Origin of the sequence: Bradyrhizobium sp. ORS 111 (assembly GCF_045571485.1) — a bacterium.
Classification (GTDB): Bacteria; Pseudomonadota; Alphaproteobacteria; order Rhizobiales; family Xanthobacteraceae; genus Bradyrhizobium.
Genome location: NZ_CP120701.1, coordinates 303284 through 321174, shown reverse-complemented (window position 1 = coordinate 321174; position 17891 = coordinate 303284). Strand labels below are relative to the sequence as shown.

18 protein-coding genes and 1 tRNA gene are annotated in these 17891 nt (G+C 64.3%); 6 read left to right on the top strand and 13 right to left on the bottom strand.

Annotated elements, in window-relative coordinates; genetic code table 11:
• Positions 1-106 precede the first annotated feature (106 nt).
• Positions 107-1351 carry a flavin monoamine oxidase family protein gene (locus P6U30_RS01520; RefSeq protein ID WP_407167802.1) on the top strand — a complete coding sequence of 415 codons (1245 nt, stop codon included), beginning with the start codon at positions 107-109 and terminating at the stop codon, positions 1349-1351.
• A gap of 11 nt (positions 1352-1362) precedes the next feature.
• Here the strand turns inward: P6U30_RS01520 and P6U30_RS01515 are convergent, their stop codons facing one another.
• Positions 1363-2262, bottom strand: coding sequence for an HNH endonuclease (locus tag P6U30_RS01515; RefSeq protein ID WP_407167801.1), 900 nt, complete (start codon positions 2260-2262; stop codon positions 1363-1365).
• Between the two features lie 69 nt (positions 2263-2331).
• On the bottom strand, positions 2332-2739 hold the full coding sequence (locus tag P6U30_RS01510; RefSeq protein WP_407167800.1) for a thiol-disulfide oxidoreductase DCC family protein: 408 nt from the start codon (positions 2737-2739) through the stop codon (positions 2332-2334).
• Between the two features lie 262 nt (positions 2740-3001).
• On the opposite strand from P6U30_RS01510, the gene P6U30_RS01505 reads away from it, so the two are divergent.
• The gene (locus P6U30_RS01505) at positions 3002-3511 is read left to right on the top strand and encodes a GNAT family N-acetyltransferase (RefSeq protein ID WP_407149668.1); all 510 of its coding nucleotides are present in this window, start codon (positions 3002-3004) and stop codon (positions 3509-3511) included.
• Between the two features lie 165 nt (positions 3512-3676).
• Positions 3677-4207: an inorganic diphosphatase gene (gene ppa / locus P6U30_RS01500; protein ID WP_407149667.1), complete on the top strand. Its 531-nt coding sequence runs from the start codon at positions 3677-3679 to the stop codon at positions 4205-4207.
• A 174-nt stretch (positions 4208-4381) separates the two neighbouring features.
• Here the strand turns inward: ppa and P6U30_RS01495 are convergent, their stop codons facing one another.
• Genes P6U30_RS01495 through P6U30_RS01485 form a run of 3 tightly spaced genes read right to left on the bottom strand, consistent with a single transcriptional unit; the run spans position 4382 to position 5932 of the window.
• Positions 4382-5266 (bottom strand): bifunctional methylenetetrahydrofolate dehydrogenase/methenyltetrahydrofolate cyclohydrolase, encoded by an 885-nt coding sequence (locus P6U30_RS01495; protein ID WP_407167799.1) that lies wholly within the window; start codon positions 5264-5266, stop codon positions 4382-4384.
• A gap of 35 nt (positions 5267-5301) precedes the next feature.
• Positions 5302-5619, bottom strand: a complete 318-nt coding sequence (locus P6U30_RS01490; protein WP_407167798.1) for a DUF167 domain-containing protein — start codon at positions 5617-5619, stop codon at positions 5302-5304.
• 22 nt (positions 5620-5641) lie between these two features.
• Positions 5642-5932 carry a YggT family protein gene (locus P6U30_RS01485; protein ID WP_066515135.1) on the bottom strand — a complete coding sequence of 97 codons (291 nt, stop codon included), beginning with the start codon at positions 5930-5932 and terminating at the stop codon, positions 5642-5644.
• A gap of 272 nt (positions 5933-6204) precedes the next feature.
• On the opposite strand from P6U30_RS01485, the gene P6U30_RS01480 reads away from it, so the two are divergent.
• A tRNA-Ala gene (locus P6U30_RS01480) sits at positions 6205-6280 on the top strand.
• 197 nt (positions 6281-6477) lie between these two features.
• On the opposite strand, the gene P6U30_RS01475 is transcribed toward P6U30_RS01480, so the two are convergent.
• From P6U30_RS01475 to P6U30_RS01445, 7 genes are all read right to left on the bottom strand, one after another.
• Positions 6478-7287: an enoyl-CoA hydratase gene (locus P6U30_RS01475; protein WP_407167797.1), complete on the bottom strand. Its 810-nt coding sequence runs from the start codon at positions 7285-7287 to the stop codon at positions 6478-6480.
• Positions 7288-7404: 117 nt separating this feature from the next.
• Positions 7405-8205 carry a glutamine amidotransferase gene (locus tag P6U30_RS01470; RefSeq protein ID WP_407167796.1) on the bottom strand — a complete coding sequence of 267 codons (801 nt, stop codon included), beginning with the start codon at positions 8203-8205 and terminating at the stop codon, positions 7405-7407.
• A gap of 130 nt (positions 8206-8335) precedes the next feature.
• The gene (locus tag P6U30_RS01465; RefSeq protein WP_407167795.1) at positions 8336-9115 is read right to left on the bottom strand and encodes an SDR family NAD(P)-dependent oxidoreductase; all 780 of its coding nucleotides are present in this window, start codon (positions 9113-9115) and stop codon (positions 8336-8338) included.
• A 253-nt stretch (positions 9116-9368) separates the two neighbouring features.
• Positions 9369-9872, bottom strand: coding sequence for a TerB family tellurite resistance protein (locus tag P6U30_RS01460; RefSeq protein ID WP_407167794.1), 504 nt, complete (start codon positions 9870-9872; stop codon positions 9369-9371).
• A 105-nt stretch (positions 9873-9977) separates the two neighbouring features.
• Positions 9978-11387 carry an adenylate/guanylate cyclase domain-containing protein gene (locus P6U30_RS01455; RefSeq protein ID WP_407167793.1) on the bottom strand — a complete coding sequence of 470 codons (1410 nt, stop codon included), beginning with the start codon at positions 11385-11387 and terminating at the stop codon, positions 9978-9980.
• A 192-nt stretch (positions 11388-11579) separates the two neighbouring features.
• Positions 11580-12965 (bottom strand): cytochrome P450, encoded by a 1386-nt coding sequence (locus P6U30_RS01450; RefSeq protein ID WP_407167792.1) that lies wholly within the window; start codon positions 12963-12965, stop codon positions 11580-11582.
• 79 nt (positions 12966-13044) lie between these two features.
• Positions 13045-14415 (bottom strand): hydrolase, encoded by a 1371-nt coding sequence (locus P6U30_RS01445; RefSeq protein ID WP_407167791.1) that lies wholly within the window; start codon positions 14413-14415, stop codon positions 13045-13047.
• A gap of 150 nt (positions 14416-14565) precedes the next feature.
• Here P6U30_RS01445 and P6U30_RS01440 point away from each other — a divergent pair, with 150 nt between their 5' ends.
• Positions 14566-16245: an MFS transporter gene (locus tag P6U30_RS01440; protein WP_407167790.1), complete on the top strand. Its 1680-nt coding sequence runs from the start codon at positions 14566-14568 to the stop codon at positions 16243-16245.
• 40 nt (positions 16246-16285) lie between these two features.
• On the opposite strand, the gene P6U30_RS01435 is transcribed toward P6U30_RS01440, so the two are convergent.
• Positions 16286-16498, bottom strand: coding sequence for a hypothetical protein (locus P6U30_RS01435; RefSeq protein WP_407167789.1), 213 nt, complete (start codon positions 16496-16498; stop codon positions 16286-16288).
• Between the two features lie 233 nt (positions 16499-16731).
• Here P6U30_RS01435 and P6U30_RS01430 point away from each other — a divergent pair, with 233 nt between their 5' ends.
• Complete coding sequence (locus tag P6U30_RS01430; RefSeq protein WP_407167788.1) at positions 16732-17799, top strand: polysaccharide deacetylase family protein; 1068 nt, start codon at positions 16732-16734, stop codon at positions 17797-17799.
• Positions 17800-17891: the final 92 nt, after the last annotated feature.

Below are 17891 nucleotides of genomic sequence, written 5' to 3'. Positions count from 1 at the left end.
TCAATCATCACTGTCTCTGGAATACTGGATCAGCCGCATTCGCGGGTGATGACAGTCATGCGCGTGACGACTTTAGACGCGCTTCTGGACGTGCTAGAGCCGGGACATGAGTTCCCTTCCCTCCGCAGTCGACGTCGCCATCATCGGCGCAGGCGCCGCCGGCCTCGGCGCCGCGCATGCGCTGAAGGACTCCGGCCTCTCGATCGTCGTGCTGGAAGCCCGCGACCGCGTCGGCGGGCGGGCGTATACGATCCAGGCCGCGCCCGACGTGGTGTTCGATGTCGGCTGCGGCTGGCTGCATTCGGCCGATCAGAACAGCTTCGTCGGCATCGCCGAGCAGCTCAAATTCGAGGTCAATAGGGAGCTGCCGCCCTGGGGCCAGCGAGCCTATGGCGATGCGTTTCCGCAGGCCGATCGCGATGCGTTCACGCTTGCGCTCGATGAATTCTACGACCGCATCGAAGAAGCGGCGCAGCAGGGCAAGGACGTCCCGGCCAACATCTATCTCGAACCCGGCAACCGCTGGAACCCGATGATCGATGCGATTTCGACCTATGTAAACGGCTGCGAGCTCGACCGGGTCTCGATCCTCGACGTCGACGCCTACGAAGATACCAACATCAATTGGCGGGTGCGGCGCGGCTATGGCGCGCTGATCGCGGCCTATGGCGCGCAGGTTCCGGTGGCGCTGAACTGCGCGGTCAGGCTGATCGATCACGCGGGCAAGCGCGTGCGCATCGAAACCTCGCGCGGCACGCTCGATGCCGGCCGGGTGATCGTCACCGTGCCAACCAATCTGATCGCCGATGAAGCGATCCGCTTCTCGCCCGCGCTGCCCGGCAAGGTCGAAGCTGCGCGCGGCCTGCCGCTCGGCCTCGCCGACAAGGTGACACTGGCGCTCGATGACGCGGAGGCGCTGCCGAAGGAAGGCAATCTGCGCGGCGCCACCATGCGCACCGAGATGGGCACCTATCACATCCGCCCGTTCGGCCAGCCCTGCATCGAAGGGTTCTTCGGCGGCCGCCTCGCACAAACGCTCGAGGACGCAGGCGACGGCGCCTTCGCCGCGTACAGCATCGACGAGATCGTCTCGTTCCTCGGCAATGACTTTCGCCGCAAGCTGAAGCCGCTCAGCGAATCCCGCTGGTCGCACGACCCGTTCGCCCGCGGGTCCTATTCGCACGCTTTGCCCGGCCACGCCGACAAGCGCGCCGTGCTCGCCGCGCCGGTCGATGGCCGGCTGTTCTTCGCCGGAGAAGCGACTTCGCCGCACTTCTTCTCGACTGCGCATGGGGCACGGGATTCGGGAGAGCGAGCGGCGAGGGAAGTGTTGGCGAAAAGCGCGGAGTAGGGGCACAGATTCTAGCCCTTGAACACCCTGTCTCGATGAAATTTCAAGTATTGAGCATTGGGGTGGAAAGCTCCATCGTTCGGCAGATAAATCGTACGACTCCGATTTAAGAGACGAGTGGCATCCTCAGGAACATGGTTTGCCGCTACCAGAATTTTGTAATCGTCTCCGATCGAAATCAGCCCCCGGTCAAACATCCAATGGACGGTTCCGGAAAGCGCAATTCCATTCCGGACCGAATCTGGCCCCTTTGATGCCACCGGCTGTATGTGCGCCGCTTGAACCTCGGGCCGGCCTCCGCCGTTGATCAAGCGAAGTCCTGTCATTGCACACCGGTTTGCATAAGCAGCTCGGACATTGTGCATGAATGATCGCTCTCGGAATGGCCGAGAAATAGTCATCTCTACGATAGGACGATCAAAGGGCGTTGTCGGCTCGGACAGTCCCAAAGCTTGTTCCTGCTGAAGCACAGGGCTTTCATTCAGCATTGGAGCAAAACCAGCCTTCAATATGAGATCAAACTCGGAGTCGGGGATGAGACGTACAGCTCTTCCGAAGGCTCCCTTGTTCGTTGAACCGTCCGCCTTCTTCAACGCGCTTTCAAAATACTCCTTGCCCACCGCGAACGGAACAGGCTCGTCGAAGTCAAGGTAGTTGTCGACGAGCGCGTAATAGTGATCCGCAAGCTCCTCATCCTCAATGACAGCCGTGACTCGGGCGACACCGAAATAAGATTGCCGACCTCCCAAGCTTGATAGTTCGACACTCGACCGTCTCGGCTCGTAGTAGACGATGTGATCGCCAACTGCTTGCCTCACTTGATTGAGATATGTCTTCGGAAAGTGATAGCGGGCTTCCGGAAGGTCCTTGTATCCCGGCACCACCTTGGTTGTGAAAACTGCTTTGGCCATTCAGCCCAGTGATTCATTTGCTCGCGGCGAGAATTCTAATCCGAATTGTCTCAGATATACTAGACGGCTTTACTCCAACACCCTCGCCCGCATACCCGCATCGAACACAAAGCACGTCTCGTACTTTCCGAAGATGCGATAGCGGTTGCGGGCGACAAGATTGTAGACCGCGTCACGCAGCGGCTTGGGCACCGCAAATAACGCGCGGACCCAGCCCCATCGCGGCAGCATGCTCAGCACGGTCAGCGCCGCGTCCGACTTCATGTAGGCGACGCCGCCGTGGACCACGGCGTTGGTGTCGGGATCGCCGGGGTCGATGCCGAAGGCCCTGGCGAGCCGCGTGCCGTAGTCGGACTGGATCGGCGTGAAGCGGAAACGGCGTGCAGCGTCGCGGGCGATGACGAAGCGGACCCAGCGCGAGCAGAACACGCAGACGCCGTCGTAGAGGATCACGTCATCGTCGGGCCAACCGGTCATCGGCTATCCAGAATGCAAGTGGATTTCATTACAGAAGACCCGGTAACGAATCGATCCAGACCGAGTTTCCCCGGCGTCGGCCCTGCGAAAAGGCGATGCTGCCACCACTTGTCGCTTATGGATCACGAATCCGTCGCCGGAGGCCGAGGCCTGTCCGTTTTCGGTACAGGTTTTCGCGATACTGATGCAAAAAGCGCACAGGTTAACCGATAATTAAGGATGGACCTTGAAGGCGGCCGTCCGACTTGCTTTGATTGCGTCCATGAGCACAACGCTGATCGAGGTCCGGGCGGCCAAAGCTGCAGACGCAGCCGCGGTGGCGTCTGCGCATGACGAAGCCTGGCGCTCGGCGTATCAGGGCATCATCCCCGGCGCCGAACTCGAAAAGCTGATCAACCGGCGCGGCCCGCAATGGTGGGACAGCGCGATCCGCAAAGGCAGCCGCGTCAGCGTGCTGGTGTTCGGCGACAAGGTTGCCGGCTACGCCAATTACGGCCGCAACCGCGCCCGCAGCCTGCAGTTTGAAGGCGAGATCTACGAGCTCTATTTGCGGCCGGAATTTCAGGGTCTTGGCTTCGGCCGGCGACTGTTCGCCGCGGCGCGCCGCGACCTGATCCAGAGCGGCCTGAAGAGCATGGTGATCTGGGCGCTTTCCGACAACGAGCCGGCGACCGAGTTTTATCGTGCGCTGGGCGGCCGCATGGTGGCGCGCTCCTCGGAGCGGTTCGGGCCCAAATCGCTCGACAAGGTGGCTTTCGCCTGGGCCAACTGAAAATCCTGCTTCTCTCGCAGCCGCAGCAAGGCTAAACCAGCCGCAGCGCTTCGCGCGAAGGCCTGCCCCGTGACAAGCCCGGGGTCATGCTGCTTTCGCACCCTGATAGCGCCAAACAAAAAATCACATCGTTTTTCAACTTCCAAAGGCCACGCGGAGCAATCCATGCGTATCGACGCCATATCGACCGGCAAGAACCCGCCCCACGACGTCAACGTCATCATCGAAGTGCCGGTGGGCGGCGAGCCGATCAAATACGAGATGGACAAGGAGGCCGGCACGCTGGTGGTGGACCGCTTCCTCTATACGCCGATGCGCTACCCCGGCAATTACGGCTTCATCCCGCACACCCTGTCCAACGACGGCGACCCCTGTGACGTGCTCGTCGTCAACACCCGCGCGATCATCCCCGGCGCGGTGATGAGCGTGCGCCCGGTGGGCGTGCTGTTGATGGAGGACGAGGCCGGCGGCGACGAGAAGATCATCGCGGTGCCGTCATCGAAGTTGACCCAGCGCTACGACAAGGTGAAGAGCTACAGCGACCTTCCCGACATCACGCTGCAGCAGATCCAGCACTTCTTCGAGCACTACAAGGATCTCGAGAAAGGCAAGTGGGTGAAGGTGCTGCGCTGGGGCGACGCCGAGGAAGCCTGCAAGCTGATCCTGGAAGGAATCGATCGGGCGAAGAAGAAGTAACGGCTGGCTGTCAAACCTCCCTCGCCCCGCTCTTGCGGGGAGAGGGCTGGGGTGAGGGGCTTTTCTCGGCGAACTCCAACGCCGAGGCGAATACGCGGAGACTCCCCCTCACCCGACATTCAAGCGCAGCTTGAATGTCGGCCTCTCCCCGCAAGCGGGGCGAGGCGGGAAGAACTACACCGCCGGCGCCGGCAGGCCGTGAATGGCGCAAGCCGCGCGCAGCGTGTTCACCAGCAGGCACGCCACCGTCATCTGCCCGACGCCGCCGGGCACCGGCGTGATTGCGCCGGCGACATCGAGCGCTTCCTGGAAAGCGACGTCGCCGACCAGCTTCGGCTTGCCGCCCGGCACCGGAATCCGGTTGATGCCGACATCGATCACGGTCGCGCCCGGCTTCAGCCAGTCGCCGCGCACCATCTCGGGCCGGCCGACCGCGGCATAGACGAGGTCAGCCTGGGCCACCAGCTTGGGCAGGTCGCGCGAGCGCGAATGCGCGATCGTCACCGTCGCGTTCTCGTTCAGCAGCAGTTGCACCAACGGACGGCCGACCAGATTGGAGCGGCCGATCACGATCGCGTTCATGCCCTCGATCGAGGGATGCACGCTCTTGGTCAGGATGATGCAACCGAGCGGCGTGCAGGGCGACAGTGCCGCGAGGCCGCCGGCGAGCCGTCCGGCATTGTTCGGATGCAGGCCGTCGACATCCTTGGCGGGATCGATCGCATTGATGATGGTTTCGGCATGCAGCGATTTCGGCAGCGGCAGTTGGACCAGGATGCCATGAACCAGCGGGTCGCGATTGAGACGCTCGATCAGAGCCAGCAGCTCGGCCTGCGAGACATCCGCCGGCAACTTGTGCTCGAACGAGGCCATGCCGGCGGCCTGGGTTTGGGTGTGCTTGCTGCGGACATAGACCTCGCTTGCGGGATCGTTGCCGACCAGGACAACGGCGAGCCCCGGCGTGAGCTGATGGTCGCGCTTCACTCGGGCAACCTCGCCGGCCACACGGGCGCGAAGCTCGGCGGCGATGGTTTTTCCGTCGATGATACGGGCAGTCATGTCAGTCCTTTGTCTCCGAAATCATCCGGTCCGGATCATGCTTTGGCGGTGGTCAGGCTCCGCAAGGTCTCACCCAGACCCTTCGGATCCCCGTCGACCGCGACCTGCTTGAGTCGCGAGGTGGCGCCGGAGAGGATCCTCACTCTGGCCTTGGGCACGCCAAGCGCCTTGGCAAGCAGCTCGGTCACCGCACGATTGGCTTCGCCGCCCTCGGCAATGGCGCGCACCCTGACCTTCACCACGGAGCGGCCGTTGGCCAGGGTTTCGATCCCGTCGACACCATCGCGTCCGCCGCGCGGCGTCACGCGAACCGCGATGCTGATGCCCTCGGTGGAATAGCGCCAAGGGTCCATCGACGGGCCCCCTCAAGAAGGGTCAGATCACGTTCGGGTAGATGTAGTACATGATCACCCGCTCGATAAACATGATGATCAGGATCACGATGATCGGCGAGATATCGAGCCCGCCCAGGTTCGGCATCACGTTCCGGATCGGCCGTAGCACCGGCTCGGTGATCCGGTACAGGAACTCGGCCACCGCCGAGACGAACTGGTTGCGCGTGTTGACGACATTGAACGCCACCAGCCACGACAGGATGGCGGAGGCGATCAGGAGCCAGACATAGAGGTCAAGGACGATGATGACGATGTCGAGGACGGCACGCATGTGGTGGGAGCTCGCGGGTGGGACAGCTAGGTCAGCACGACGAGACTGGAATGAACCGTCATCGCGCTTCTTTTGAGCATGATCGTCCGGGAAACCGCCAGGCAGTTTTCCGGGTCATGCCCTAGATATCGGTTCATCCCCCCGCAAACAAGGGAAGTTCCCGGCTGACCCGGCCTAAAACCGCTGTTTCAGCGTTCTTGACTTGACCTTGGGCCGGACTGTAAATGGCGCCCGACTGTCGGCCGGGACACTCAGCACAACCCGGTTGCGATGGGGCCATAGCTCAGCTGGGAGAGCGCATCGTTCGCAATGATGAGGTCGGCGGTTCGATCCCGCCTGGCTCCACCACGCTTCGCCCTTCGGGCTACGCGTGGCGCAGCCACGCAAGAGCCCGAAGGGCGAAGCGTGGTGTCCGGCGAAGCCCAAAGGGCGAAGACGGACCGGTTCAACAACCCCCTCTTATCCGCTCACACGTAGCGCTGCCCCGCCACAGCCCGAAGGGCGACGGCGGGCCGGTTCAACAAGCTCCTACCAAATCCCTCCCCTCACGTCCCCGTAAACCGCGGCGGCCGCTTCTCGACGAAGCTCGCGACGCCCTCCCTGAAATCGTTGCTCTTGAGTGCGATCTGCATCTCGCGGTTGGCGTCGATGGTGGCTTCAGCCAGCGTCTGGAACGGCACGTCGTAGAGCTGGCGCTTGATGGTGGCCATCGCGCTCGGCGAGACGAAATCGGCGAGGTCGCGGGCATAGGCGTAGGTTTCTTCGCGCAGCCTGTCCGGCGCGCAGAGCCGGTTGACGAGACCGATCCGCAGCGCCTCCTCCGCCGACACGCGCCGCGCGGACATCAGGAGATCAAGCGCGTTGGCGTGGCCGACGATCTGCGGCAGCATCCAGCTAATGCCGTGCTCGGCGATCAGGCCGCGCCGTGCGAACGCGGTCGTGAACACTGCATTGTCAGCCGCAAAGCGCAGATCGCAGTACAGCGCGTGCACCAGGCCGATGCCGGCGGTGGCGCCGTTGAGCATCGCGATCACAGGCTTCTTGATCGCGGGATAATAAGCGTAGCGCGTTTGCCAATCGGCACGACGGTTCATGTCGAACGGAATGCTCTCGCCGCGCCTGACCTCGTTCGGGTCGATGCCCTTCAGCGCCTCCATGTCGGCACCGGCGCAGAACGCGCGGCCCGCACCGGTTATCACGATGACGCGGACCTTATCGTCGCTGGCCGCGGCCTCCATCGCGCTGCGGACATCGCGCTCCATGATCGCAGTCCACGCATTCATGCGATCGGGGCGGTTGAGCGTGATGGTCGCGATCCTGTCGCTGACGTCATAGAGGATGTGTTGGTAGCTCACGGCGATCTCCCTATGGTTTGTTGTTGTTGGCGCGCACGTCTTTGCCGCGTCGGCCACTGCACGCGACACTAACACATCTGTCGAGACGAAAACCGCGAGCAATATTCCGCGCTGCGGCTATTCCGCGGCTTGCAGCATCATTGTGCGCGGCGTGCGCACGATCCAGCCATCGATGAAATGCTTCAGCCACGCACGCTCGACGGCATCGTGGACGGCGCGTTCGGCGAAGTGCAGATGGCGCGGCTGCGCGCCTGGCGACTCCATGCGCACACAACCGCGCGCGGTCCAGCGATGCATCATCGCGTAGGTCACATCGGGATGGAATTGGAGGCCGAACGCATTGTCGAACTGGAACGCCTGGATCGGGAAGTCATCGCCCGCGGCGAGCAGCTCCGCGCCATCGGGTAATTGAAATCCCTCGCCATGCCAGTGATAGACGCGCGTCGGCCAGTCCGGACAGAGCGCGTGGCCCGCGGCCGTCGGCCTGATCGGGTAGTAGCCGACCTCGACGCGCCCTTCCGGATGCGGCGCGACCTCAGCACCAAGCTGCCGCGCCAGCATCTGGGCGCCCAGGCAGATACCCAGAAACGGCCGCTGCTCGCGCAGCGGCACCGCGATCCAGTCGATCTCGCGCCGCACATAATCGTCGGAATCGTTGGCGCTCATCGGGCCGCCAAAGATCACCGCGCCGGCGTGCTCGTCGAGCGTCTCGGGGAGCGTATCGCCGAAGCGCGGGCGGCGAATGTCCAGCCCGTAGCCCAGCGCGCGCAGGGCGTTGCCGATCCGGCCGGGGGTCGATGTTTCCTGATGCAGCACGATCAGGATCGGCCGCGTCGGGACCGCTTCCGGCGTGGCCGCGGCCGGCCTTCGATCTGGGAAGGGCAGCACGGCACAGGCTTGGTCCGACCGGAACGACATCGTCTCTGCTTGAGAATGCGGCACGTAGGGCGGGATCATAGCTAAGCAGTTCTTAATATCGCGTGAGTTTGCACACTCACGCGAAGCAAATCCCACGCCAGAAACGATTCGAAAGATAACAGATAACGTTTCAGCGCTTGCGGAGCTGAAAGCCGCCGACTGCCGCCAGGATGAAAGAGCGCGGGAACAGGCGCAGCAGGAACGGCACGAGCTTGATGAACGGCCCAGGCAACACGGCGCGCTTGTTGGCCATGAGCCCACGATAGGCCTGCCTCGCGACCTCGGCCGACGAGACGTCGAGAATGGCTGAATCGAAGCCCGGCGCAAACCCGGCGCGCGCCTGAAATTCCGACGGCACGGGGCCCGGGCACACCACGGTGACGCGCACTCCGTGCGGCGCCAGCTCGCAGCGCAGCGCCTCCGAGAACGACAGCACATAGGCCTTGGTGGCGTAGTACACGGCCATGCCGGGTCCCGGCAGGAAGCCGGCAATCGAGCCGAGATTGAGGATGCCGCCGCGATTGCGGATGAGCTGGTCGGCAAAGCGCAGCGACAGATCGGTCAGCGCACGGACGTTGACCGCGATGATGTTGAGCTGCTCCGCGCGGTCAAGCTTCATGGCGTGGCCAAACAAGCCGAAGCCCGCATTGTTGACGAGATATTCGATCTCGACTCCGGCCTCCGACAGAGCCGCCGCGATCTTGTCGCCGGCATCGCTCGCCTGCAGGTCACAGGGAATCACGATCGGCGTCGGGCCGCCCTTGCCGCCGAGCTCGTCGGCAAGGGCCTGCAGGCGATCGGCACGCCGCGCCACCAGCGCCACCCGGTGACCGTTCGATGCAAACACACGCGCCAGTTCGGTGCCTATGCCCGCCGATGCCCCGGTTATCAGCGTCACACGCTCGGTCACGATCCAAACTCTTATTTCAAAATTCCAGAGAGCTCTCGAACGGCGGGGACGAGAGCATAGGCATGCGGTGTGAGCAAGCCACCCGTCGGCATATCGACAAGCAGCCCTGCACAGCTTTCAAGCGAAACGCCGGATTTTCAGGCGGATCGCCCCATGATCGTGGCAAATCACACCGGACATTAAAGTTTCGTCATCTGTGACGTTGATGCGATGATGTCCGAGTTGACACAATAGGCGTGTCGATCGGGGCGTGTCAGATTGCCGCGTCTGCGGTGCCCCACGGGCCCTTCGGCAGCGAGGCCTGCTTCTCGGCGACGCGATGCTTGAGATCGATGCGGTCGCGCGAGGAAATGCCGAGCAGGTCGGCCGCACGCCAGACCACGTTGTCCTCGAACTCGCTGACCTCGCCATCGGCATAGACCAATTCCCACATCATCTCGACGATGCGCAGCCGGCCTTCCTCGTTCACCGAACGCATGATCACGCTGGTAAAGTGATAGAGATCGACGGCCTCGCCCTCGACCTGCATCGCGGAGGCGATCAGCTTGTCGGCGCTGCCGGGATCGAGCTGAAAACGGCTCTCGATCAGGCTGTGAAGCTTGCGCTTCTCGATTGCGGTCGGCTCGCCGTCCAGCGACACGACGTGAACCAGCAGCGCGGTCGCCGCCAGGCGGTAGTCGCTGTCGCCGAACGTCCGGTCGGCCTGCGCGTCGGGGGACACGATATCGGCAATGAATTGGCGGAGTCCGTCGAGCATCGCTCTCTCTGTCTGATGGCTTGATGAAAAACTATATGGCGTGGAAACCGAACCGGCGCAATCGGCGCCGGTTCCCGCACCAGCATTACGTTTCGGCAATCTCAGCTACGGTATCTCGTACACCACGAGCTTGTCGGCGATTCCACGCAGTGCCGCCTCCTTCTGGATCGGCCTGATGGCCGCGCGATCCAAAATGCCCGCAACCTCCGGCGATTCCATCACCGGCTGGGTCAGATGAATTTCCTGCGATGTCGACAGACTCTGCACCCGTGCTGCGATGTTCACGGTCTGCCCGAAATAATCCTGCCGTTCGTTCAGCATCACCGCAAGGCACGGGCCCTCGTGAATGCCGATCTTGACAATCAGGTCCTCCCTGCCGCGCTCGGCGTTGAGCTTCTTCATCGCGGCGCGCATGCGCAGGCCTGCCGACAGCGCGTCCTCCGGCTTGATGAAGGTCGCCATCACGGCATCGCCGATCGTCTTCACCACCGCGCCATGCTCGGAGGCGATGATCTCGAGCAGCGCATGGAAATGCGCGCGCACCAGATCGAACGCGGCGAGATCGCCGACACGCTCGTAGAGCGCGGTCGAACCCTTCAGATCGGTGAACAGGAAGGTCAGCGCGGTGATCTTCAGCCGCTGGTCGACGTTGAGATTGTCGGCCTTGAACACGTCGCGGAAGGTCTGGTTCGACAGCATCCGCTTCGCCGTGAGGATCGGCTTGCGCTTGCCCAGCAACTTGTGCAGCGGATCGCCCGCGATCCAGACCGAGGGCAGCACGCGGACGCCAGCCTGATTGTCCAGCGAGAGCCGCAGCGGCCCGGGGCGCATCGTCGAGGTGCCGGTCGGCGCGTGCAGCTTGTTGAACGCGATCGAAAATTGCTGGCGCTCGGTGGTGGGCTCGCCCTCAATGGCGAAGAAGTGCGCCGAATGCGTCACCGGCTCAAACACAATGACGAATTCGTTGGGCAGATTGAGCGACAGAATCGCCTTCTCGCCGGGCGGCATTTCCAGCCCCTCCAGCGCCACCTCGTTGATCAAGGTCGAAACCGTAGTCTCGTCGAGCTCTATGCCTGAGCTCCAGAATATTTGCCGGAAGTATTCCCAGATCGGCAGCGAATTGGGATCATGCGCGGCGATGTGGCGGACACGCGGGCTGACGGTAAAGGCCACTTCGACGAGTTCATCGACCGAAGCCTCATAGCCCGCCGCGCACAGCGCGCAATTGTAGTCGTCATGGCGCAGCGACTTCAGCGTCGCGTGGGCGTCGAGCACGCCGCCACAGCCCGGGCACAGCACGTTCCAGCTCATGTCGAACAGGCCAAGCCGCGAGGCATGCAGGAAGCCCGAGATCACCCGCTCCTGATCGAGTCCGGTGCGGCGGGAGAAATCCAGCAAGTTGATGCGATTGAGCTCGCGATCGTGGCCATCCGCGATGAGCTGCTGCATGGCATCGACGACGGCACCGTCGGTCGTCTGCCTGAGGACTGCGAACTGGGCCTGCGTATCACTCATGGTGGGACCTCAAGCATGATCCGGACCGGAAGGGCCGCGTCATTCTAGCGCAAAAATGTGAAGCCGTGCGACGTTGCGACCGACATAAGGCGCTCGCGTAAAGGTCACGCCGGGGCGTGAAACCGAAGCGCTGCGAATTTCAACCTGATCGCGTCTCGTTTAGATGAGCATGCGGAGGTAGCCGCGCAAGGCCTAACGCGGCGCGATCGCAAACATCGGCGAGCGGTTGGGCTGCGTCGTCACCACGCCGACCGGCATCACCGGCTCCTTGTCAGCCAAGGCGACGCGGAACGCGCCGATGATCCTGGCGAGTGCGAGCGTCGCCTCGACCAGCGCGAAGTGCGCGCCGATGCAGACCCGTGGGCCGACGCCGAACGGCAGATAGGCGAAGCGATCGGGCGGCGTTCCCGTCATGAATCGGGCCGGCACGAATGCGTTCGGATCACGCCACAGCCTTTCATGCCGGTGCAACAGCCACGGCGCGATCATGATTACGTCACGCTTCCTGACCGGCAGGCCCGCGATGGTGTCCGGACCTCCGGCGGCGCGTGCGATCAGGAAGGCCGGCGGATAGAGCCGCATGGTTTCGTCGATCACGGCGCGGGTGAATTTCAGCCGCTCGATGTCGAGCGTGCCAGCTCCTGCCACGCTGCTGACTTCTGCCGCCAACTGCTCCTGGGTCGGAGGATCCAGCGCCAGCAAGTAGAGCGCCCAGAACAACGTGGTCGCCGTCGTCTCGTGGCCGGCCAGGATCATGGTCGCGACCTGATCGCCGAGCTGCGCGTCGGTGAAGGCCTCGCCGGTTTCAGGATCACGAGCGGCCTCCATCAGGTCGAACAGGTCGCGCGCCGGCGCGCTGTCGTCCTTCCCGGCCGCCCGGCGCTCGGCCATCAACTGGCCGACAAACGCTGTCCAGCGCTTGCGGAAGCGGGCGCGCTTGAAATCCTGCGGGCTCGGCCAGCCGAGCGGCAGCAGCAGATCGAGCATGTGTGGCCGGGCCAGCGTCTCGCCATATTCCATCACGAAGTCGCGCAACGCGGCGCCGTGGCGGTCCATGCCAAAGGAGAACATGGTGCGGCCGGCAATCTCGAGCGTCATTCTTTGCATCACCTCGCGCAGATCAACCGGACCATTGCTTGCGGCCTTCAGCCTTGTGACGGTCTGATCGGTCACCGCGACCATCGTGGGCACGAGCGTCATCACCGCGCGCGGCGTGAACGCCGGCGCCAGCGTGCGGCGCTGATATTTCCACGCCCGGCCTTCGGCGATCAGGAGTCCTTCGCCCAGCATCGGGCGCAGTACACGAATGCCGGCTGGCGTGCGGGTGTAGTTTTCGTAATTGTCGACCAGCACGTGGCGGATCGCATCGGGCGCGTTGAGGATGAAGCTGCTGTGGCCGAAGAAGCGGCCCTGTATGATGTCATCCTGATAAGCGCGACGGCCCCAGGTCTCGATCGGCGAGTTGCGCATCGCCCGCATCCGACCGAACGCGGTCATGTTATCGGGCGCGTGTGGCGGCGCCGGCGGAACCAGCGGCCGCTGCGTAACCGTCATATCGGAGACTTCGGCGATGCTCATGGTTGTCGGTCCAGTCTATCGCGACGTCAGATCCAGACACGCAATCCCGGCGCTGCGAAGGCGCTGATCATAACAGGAGCTAATAGGTCAGCTCGGCGATCGCAATCCGGTTCTCCGATGCCGGCCAAGCCCGCGCCACGATCCGCTCCTCATTGAACAGGCCGACGACGGGACGGCCGACCTCGGCTGCCGAAAGCCGCAGCGTCGTCACCGAATCCGTCGGCACGCCCGGCTTGACGTCGGTCGGCTCCTTGCCGTCGAGCAGCACGACATCGCGCGGCAAACCGAAATAGCCGCGTGGCCGCGACATCATGATGACGGCGCCGGCGCCTGCATCTGCGGGCAGCAGCGGCCGCGCCGCGCGAAGATGCACGATGTCCGACGAGCGCGCGAACGGTGAGCGATAGATATGCGTCGTCACCGCATCGGGTGAGGTCAGCACGAATTCGAGCGGCCAGGTGGGATCGACCTGGGCCGGCCCCCAGCGCCCGTCCGATCCGGTCTGCGAGTTGTGCAGCGGGGCGCCGATGCGTTCGCCGGTGTCCGCCGAGACGCGATAGATGTCGACCGATGCGCCGGACACCGGACGGTTGGTCGGCACGCCGCCGGGCGTGCCCGTGACGAGGCCGCTCAGCCTCACCATCGCCTCCGGCACGATGCCGATCCGCGACGGCTCGCGCCCTGCTAAGAACTTGTAGATCTCGCGGAAGGCGCGCGGATGGAACGCGGTCTCGCGATGATCGAGCGCGCCGAGCACCAGGTTGGTGGCGCCCTTCAGGGCCGGGCCGTCGGCAGTGACGTTGGTGGGCGTGCCCGGCTTGCCGACAAAGCGGCCGTCGGCTTGCGCATATTTGTCGAGGCCGTCGCTGCGCAGCGTCAGGAACGCGGTGCCCGCCGTCACCTCGCTGTCGCCGTCGTTGAGGCCGCGCAGGAACGGGCCACGGCCGTTGAACTCGTTGCCGAGCCCCTCGTCCCAGGCGTAGACGCCGTGGTTCGGCGTGCCGCACAGCACGGCATGGCTGACATCGCCGCCACCGCCGTTCTTGATGTAATTGCGGATCGCGTAGCCACCGCGCGAACTGCCGACCAAGGCGATGCTTGCGGCGCCGGTCGCCTGCTTCAGCTCCTTGATCGCCTCGGCGAGCTCGCGGCGCTGGTCGTCCGTCGAGGAGCGGCCCGCGTGCTCGACCTTGTCGTCGGTGCGGGCCAGCGGATCGGTGAAGTTGACCGCGAGCAGCCGCTGGTGTGGCACGCCATTGGATTCCATCCGCCAGATCGTCGTCATCCAGAGCGGCGCCTGGTCGCCATTGCCGTGCACGAACAGGATCGGCGGAAGATCGGTACCCGGCACTTCGGGCGCCGTCTGCGCCATTGCCGAGGTACCAAAACGGCTTCCCAGCAAGGACAGGGCGCCGGCCCCCTTCAGTATCATCCGCCGCGACAGGTCCATTGTCCCCTTCCCCAAGCCTTTCAGTCCTTTAGCTGTGTCTTACATCCGCAATGGATACCGTAATTGCTGGACAGGACGCGCGTTTCGCAGGCATCAGTTGATGCTGCCGGAATCATTCAGCACGCCATAGCAGGGCAAACGGAACCGGATATGACCGCAGCGCCTGATCGTACCGACAGTATCACTGCGCCGTTACGGCACTCAATCTTCAGACGGATCTGGCTCGCCAGCCTGCTCTCCAATCTCGGCATCCTGATCCAGGGCGTCGGCGCGGCCTGGGCCATGACGCAGATGACGCCGGAGGCCGACAAGGTCGCCCTGGTGCAGACCGCGCTGATGCTGCCGGTGATGCTGATCTCGATGCCGGCCGGCGCCATCGCCGACATGCACGACCGCCGGATCGTCGCGCTGGTGTCATTGGCGATCGCGCTCACCGGCGCCACCACGCTGACCGTGCTGGCGTGGCTCAATCTGGTGACGCCGAACATCCTGCTGGCGCTGTGTTTCGTCGTCGGCAGCGGCATGGCGCTGTTCGGCCCGGCCTGGCAATCCTCGGTCAGTGAGCAGGTGCCGGCGGAGACGCTGCCCGCCGCCGTCGCGCTCAACGGCATCAGCTACAACATCGCGCGCAGCTTCGGCCCCGCGATCGGCGGCATCGTGGTGGCGGCCGCCGGCGCCGTCGCGGCATTCGCGGCCAACGCCGTGCTGTATTTGCCGCTGCTGGTCGTGCTGTTCCTGTGGAAGCGCATCAGCGAGCCGTCGCGCCTGCCGCGCGAGCGGCTGAACCGCGCCATCGTCTCGGGCGTGCGCTACATCACCAATTCGCCCTCGATCAAGATCGTGCTGACCCGCACCATGGTCACCGGCATCATCGGCGGCTCGGTCTCGGCATTGATGCCGCTGGTGGCGCGCGACCTGCTGCATGGCGGCGCCCAGACCTACGGCATCATGCTCGGCGCGTTCGGCATGGGCGCGGTGATCGGCGCCCTCAACATCAGCGAGATCAGGCGCCGTCTCAGCGGCGAGGCCGCGATCCGCGCCTGCACGCTGATGATGGGCGGCGCCATCGCAGGCGTTGCACTCAGCAAGGAGCCGGTGATCACGGCCGCGGCGCTGGTGATCGCCGGCGCGGCATGGATGCTCGCGGTGGCGCTGTTCAATATCGGCGTGCAGCTCTCGGCGCCGCGCTGGGTGGCGGGCCGCTCGCTGGCCGCCTTCCAGGCCGCGATCGCCGGCGGCATCGCGATCGGAAGCTGGGGCTGGGGCCGCATCACCGACGTCGCCGGCGTCGAGATCGCGCTGTTGATCTCCGCCGCTCTGATGCTGCTGTCGCCGCTGCTCGGCCTCTTGCTCAGGATGCCGCCGGTCGGCGCCCGCAATGAGGACGCCACCGAGGCGCTCGCCGATCCCGAGGTGCGGCTGCAACTGACCGGGCGCAGCGGGCCGCTGGTGGTGGAGATCGAATATCGCGTGGCGCAGGACAACGCCCGCGCCTTCCACAATGTGATGCAGGACGTGCAGCTCAGCCGGCAGCGCAACGGCGCCTATGGCTGGTCGATCGCGCGCGACATCGCCGATCCCGAGCTCTGGACCGAGCGCTATCACTGCCCGACCTGGCTCGACTTCCTGCGCCAGCGCAACCGCGCCACCCAGATCGAGCGCGAATTGCATCAGAAGGCGGCCGACTTCCACATCGGTGCCGAGCCGATCCGGGTGCGCCGGATGCTGGAGCGTCCGTTCGGATCGGTGCGCTGGAAGGAGGAGACGCCGGACCGCGCCGCCAACGAGGTGATCCCGGTGGTCGCGACCGCGGCGGGAAGCAGTACCTAACTCGCTGCCGCCATTCACACAATTATATCAACGCAGAGACCTACTGCCCGTGCTCGGCCAGCGTCCGCTGGCACGCTTTGCTCAGGCGGCCGCGATGCTCCTTCAGGCAGGCCAGCACGACCTGATCGCCGTCATTGAGATGAGCCCGGCAGAACCGCGTGGCATCGCGCGTGCAGGCGTCATGCCCCTGCTGCGCGGACGCTGCGGACGCAATCAGTGCCAGCGGAAGGACAGCAAGCAGGAATCTGGTCATCTCTCAAAGCCTCTAAGGAATGCGACGCTGTGGGTTCTATAGCGTTCCGACGCAGCGAAGAAGCGTGAAGCGGCGCGTGCGGCAGCCGCCCGACTGTGACGATCATCACGCAAATCCAAGGCGCTCTTTTTCTTGCGCTCCCGGCGACTTGTTGGGACCGCGTTAAGACCTTGTTGGCATTAATCACTCGTTACGGCTGTGGCGTATCCCGAGTCCTGAGGAAGTGAATAGCGATGCGTAATGCGTTGGGCCTGATGCTGGCCAGTCTTGTAGCGGCGGTTGCGATCGCCGGAGTGTGGTTCTGGACCTCCTCCCCGCGCGCTGACGCCTCTCCCCCACAAACCGTGGCCGCCCGCACGCCCGATCCGCTGCCTGCGGCGGCAAAGGCGGCGGCCAAAGACGACGTCGAGACCACTGCCGCGCTCTCGAAGCGCGCCGACGCCACCACCGTCACGGCGCAGCCCGCGGCAGCTCCTGCCGCAGCGCCGGCACCCGCCCCCGTCGCGGCCGCACCCAAGCAGTCCTGCGCCAACCCGGATGCGCTCGGCGTCAGCCGCACCGTCGTGGTCGACACGTCAGGCGGTCCGGGCTTCGGCTTCCTGCAGTACAAGCAGTACGACTTCCTCACCGACAAGGAGGTCGTGCTGACCTTCGACGACGGTCCGTGGCCGACCACGCCGGCCGTGCTCAAGGCGCTGGCGGATGAATGCACCAAGGCCGTGTTCTTCCCGATCGGCCTGCACACCACCTACCACCCGGACATCCTCCGCCAGGTGCTGGCCGCAGGCCACACCATCGGCGCCCACACCTGGTCGCACGCGCATCTGGCGAGCAAGAAGATCACCGAGCAGCAGGCCAAGGACGAGATCGAGAAGGGCTTCAGCGCCGTGAAGATCGCACTCGGCACCGACCCCGCGCCGTTCTTCCGCTTCCCGGCCCTGGCGCACACGCCGGCGACGACGGCCTATCTCGGCTCGCGCAACATCGCGATGTTCTCGGTCGACGTCGACTCCAACGACTTCAAGTCGAAGAGTGCCGACGAGGTGATCACCAACGTGATGACCAAGCTCGAGAAGCAGGGCAAGGGCATCATCCTGATGCACGATTTGCAGAAGCACACCGCACAAGCGCTACCGACGCTGCTGCGCCGGCTGAAGGCGGGCGGCTACAAGGTGGTCTGGATGAAGCCCAAGACCCAGCTCGAGACGCTGCCCGAATACGATGCGATGATGACCAAGCTCGAGAAGCCGACCGCATCGGGCCGCCCGATCGGCAACGTCGTGCAGACGGTCGCCGAGTAGCGTTCCGAATACGCCGAACCCACTCGACGCAAAGCGCCCCCCGGATCCGATCCGGGGGCGCTTTCGTTTTCTGATCGCAACCACCTGGAAAG

What these genes read in the sequence shown, in the direction of transcription:
- P6U30_RS01520 (WP_407167802.1), top strand. Translation starts at nt 107, where the DNA reads ATGAGTTCCCTTCCCTCCGCAGTCGACGTCGCCATCATCGGCGCAGGC.
- P6U30_RS01515 (WP_407167801.1), bottom strand. Translation starts at nt 2,262, where the DNA reads ATGGCCAAAGCAGTTTTCACAACCAAGGTGGTGCCGGGATACAAGGAC.
- P6U30_RS01510 (WP_407167800.1), bottom strand. Translation starts at nt 2,739, where the DNA reads ATGACCGGTTGGCCCGACGATGACGTGATCCTCTACGACGGCGTCTGC.
- P6U30_RS01505 (WP_407149668.1), top strand. Translation starts at nt 3,002, where the DNA reads ATGAGCACAACGCTGATCGAGGTCCGGGCGGCCAAAGCTGCAGACGCA.
- ppa (WP_407149667.1), top strand. Translation starts at nt 3,677, where the DNA reads ATGCGTATCGACGCCATATCGACCGGCAAGAACCCGCCCCACGACGTC.
- P6U30_RS01495 (WP_407167799.1), bottom strand. Translation starts at nt 5,266, where the DNA reads ATGACTGCCCGTATCATCGACGGAAAAACCATCGCCGCCGAGCTTCGC.
- P6U30_RS01490 (WP_407167798.1), bottom strand. Translation starts at nt 5,619, where the DNA reads ATGGACCCTTGGCGCTATTCCACCGAGGGCATCAGCATCGCGGTTCGC.
- P6U30_RS01485 (WP_066515135.1), bottom strand. Translation starts at nt 5,932, where the DNA reads ATGCGTGCCGTCCTCGACATCGTCATCATCGTCCTTGACCTCTATGTC.
- P6U30_RS01470 (WP_407167796.1), bottom strand. Translation starts at nt 8,205, where the DNA reads ATGTCGTTCCGGTCGGACCAAGCCTGTGCCGTGCTGCCCTTCCCAGAT.
- P6U30_RS01460 (WP_407167794.1), bottom strand. Translation starts at nt 9,872, where the DNA reads ATGCTCGACGGACTCCGCCAATTCATTGCCGATATCGTGTCCCCCGAC.
- P6U30_RS01455 (WP_407167793.1), bottom strand. Translation starts at nt 11,387, where the DNA reads ATGAGTGATACGCAGGCCCAGTTCGCAGTCCTCAGGCAGACGACCGAC.
- P6U30_RS01450 (WP_407167792.1), bottom strand. Translation starts at nt 12,965, where the DNA reads ATGAGCATCGCCGAAGTCTCCGATATGACGGTTACGCAGCGGCCGCTG.
- P6U30_RS01445 (WP_407167791.1), bottom strand. Translation starts at nt 14,415, where the DNA reads ATGGACCTGTCGCGGCGGATGATACTGAAGGGGGCCGGCGCCCTGTCC.
- P6U30_RS01440 (WP_407167790.1), top strand. Translation starts at nt 14,566, where the DNA reads ATGACCGCAGCGCCTGATCGTACCGACAGTATCACTGCGCCGTTACGG.
- P6U30_RS01435 (WP_407167789.1), bottom strand. Translation starts at nt 16,498, where the DNA reads ATGACCAGATTCCTGCTTGCTGTCCTTCCGCTGGCACTGATTGCGTCC.
- P6U30_RS01430 (WP_407167788.1), top strand. Translation starts at nt 16,732, where the DNA reads ATGCGTAATGCGTTGGGCCTGATGCTGGCCAGTCTTGTAGCGGCGGTT.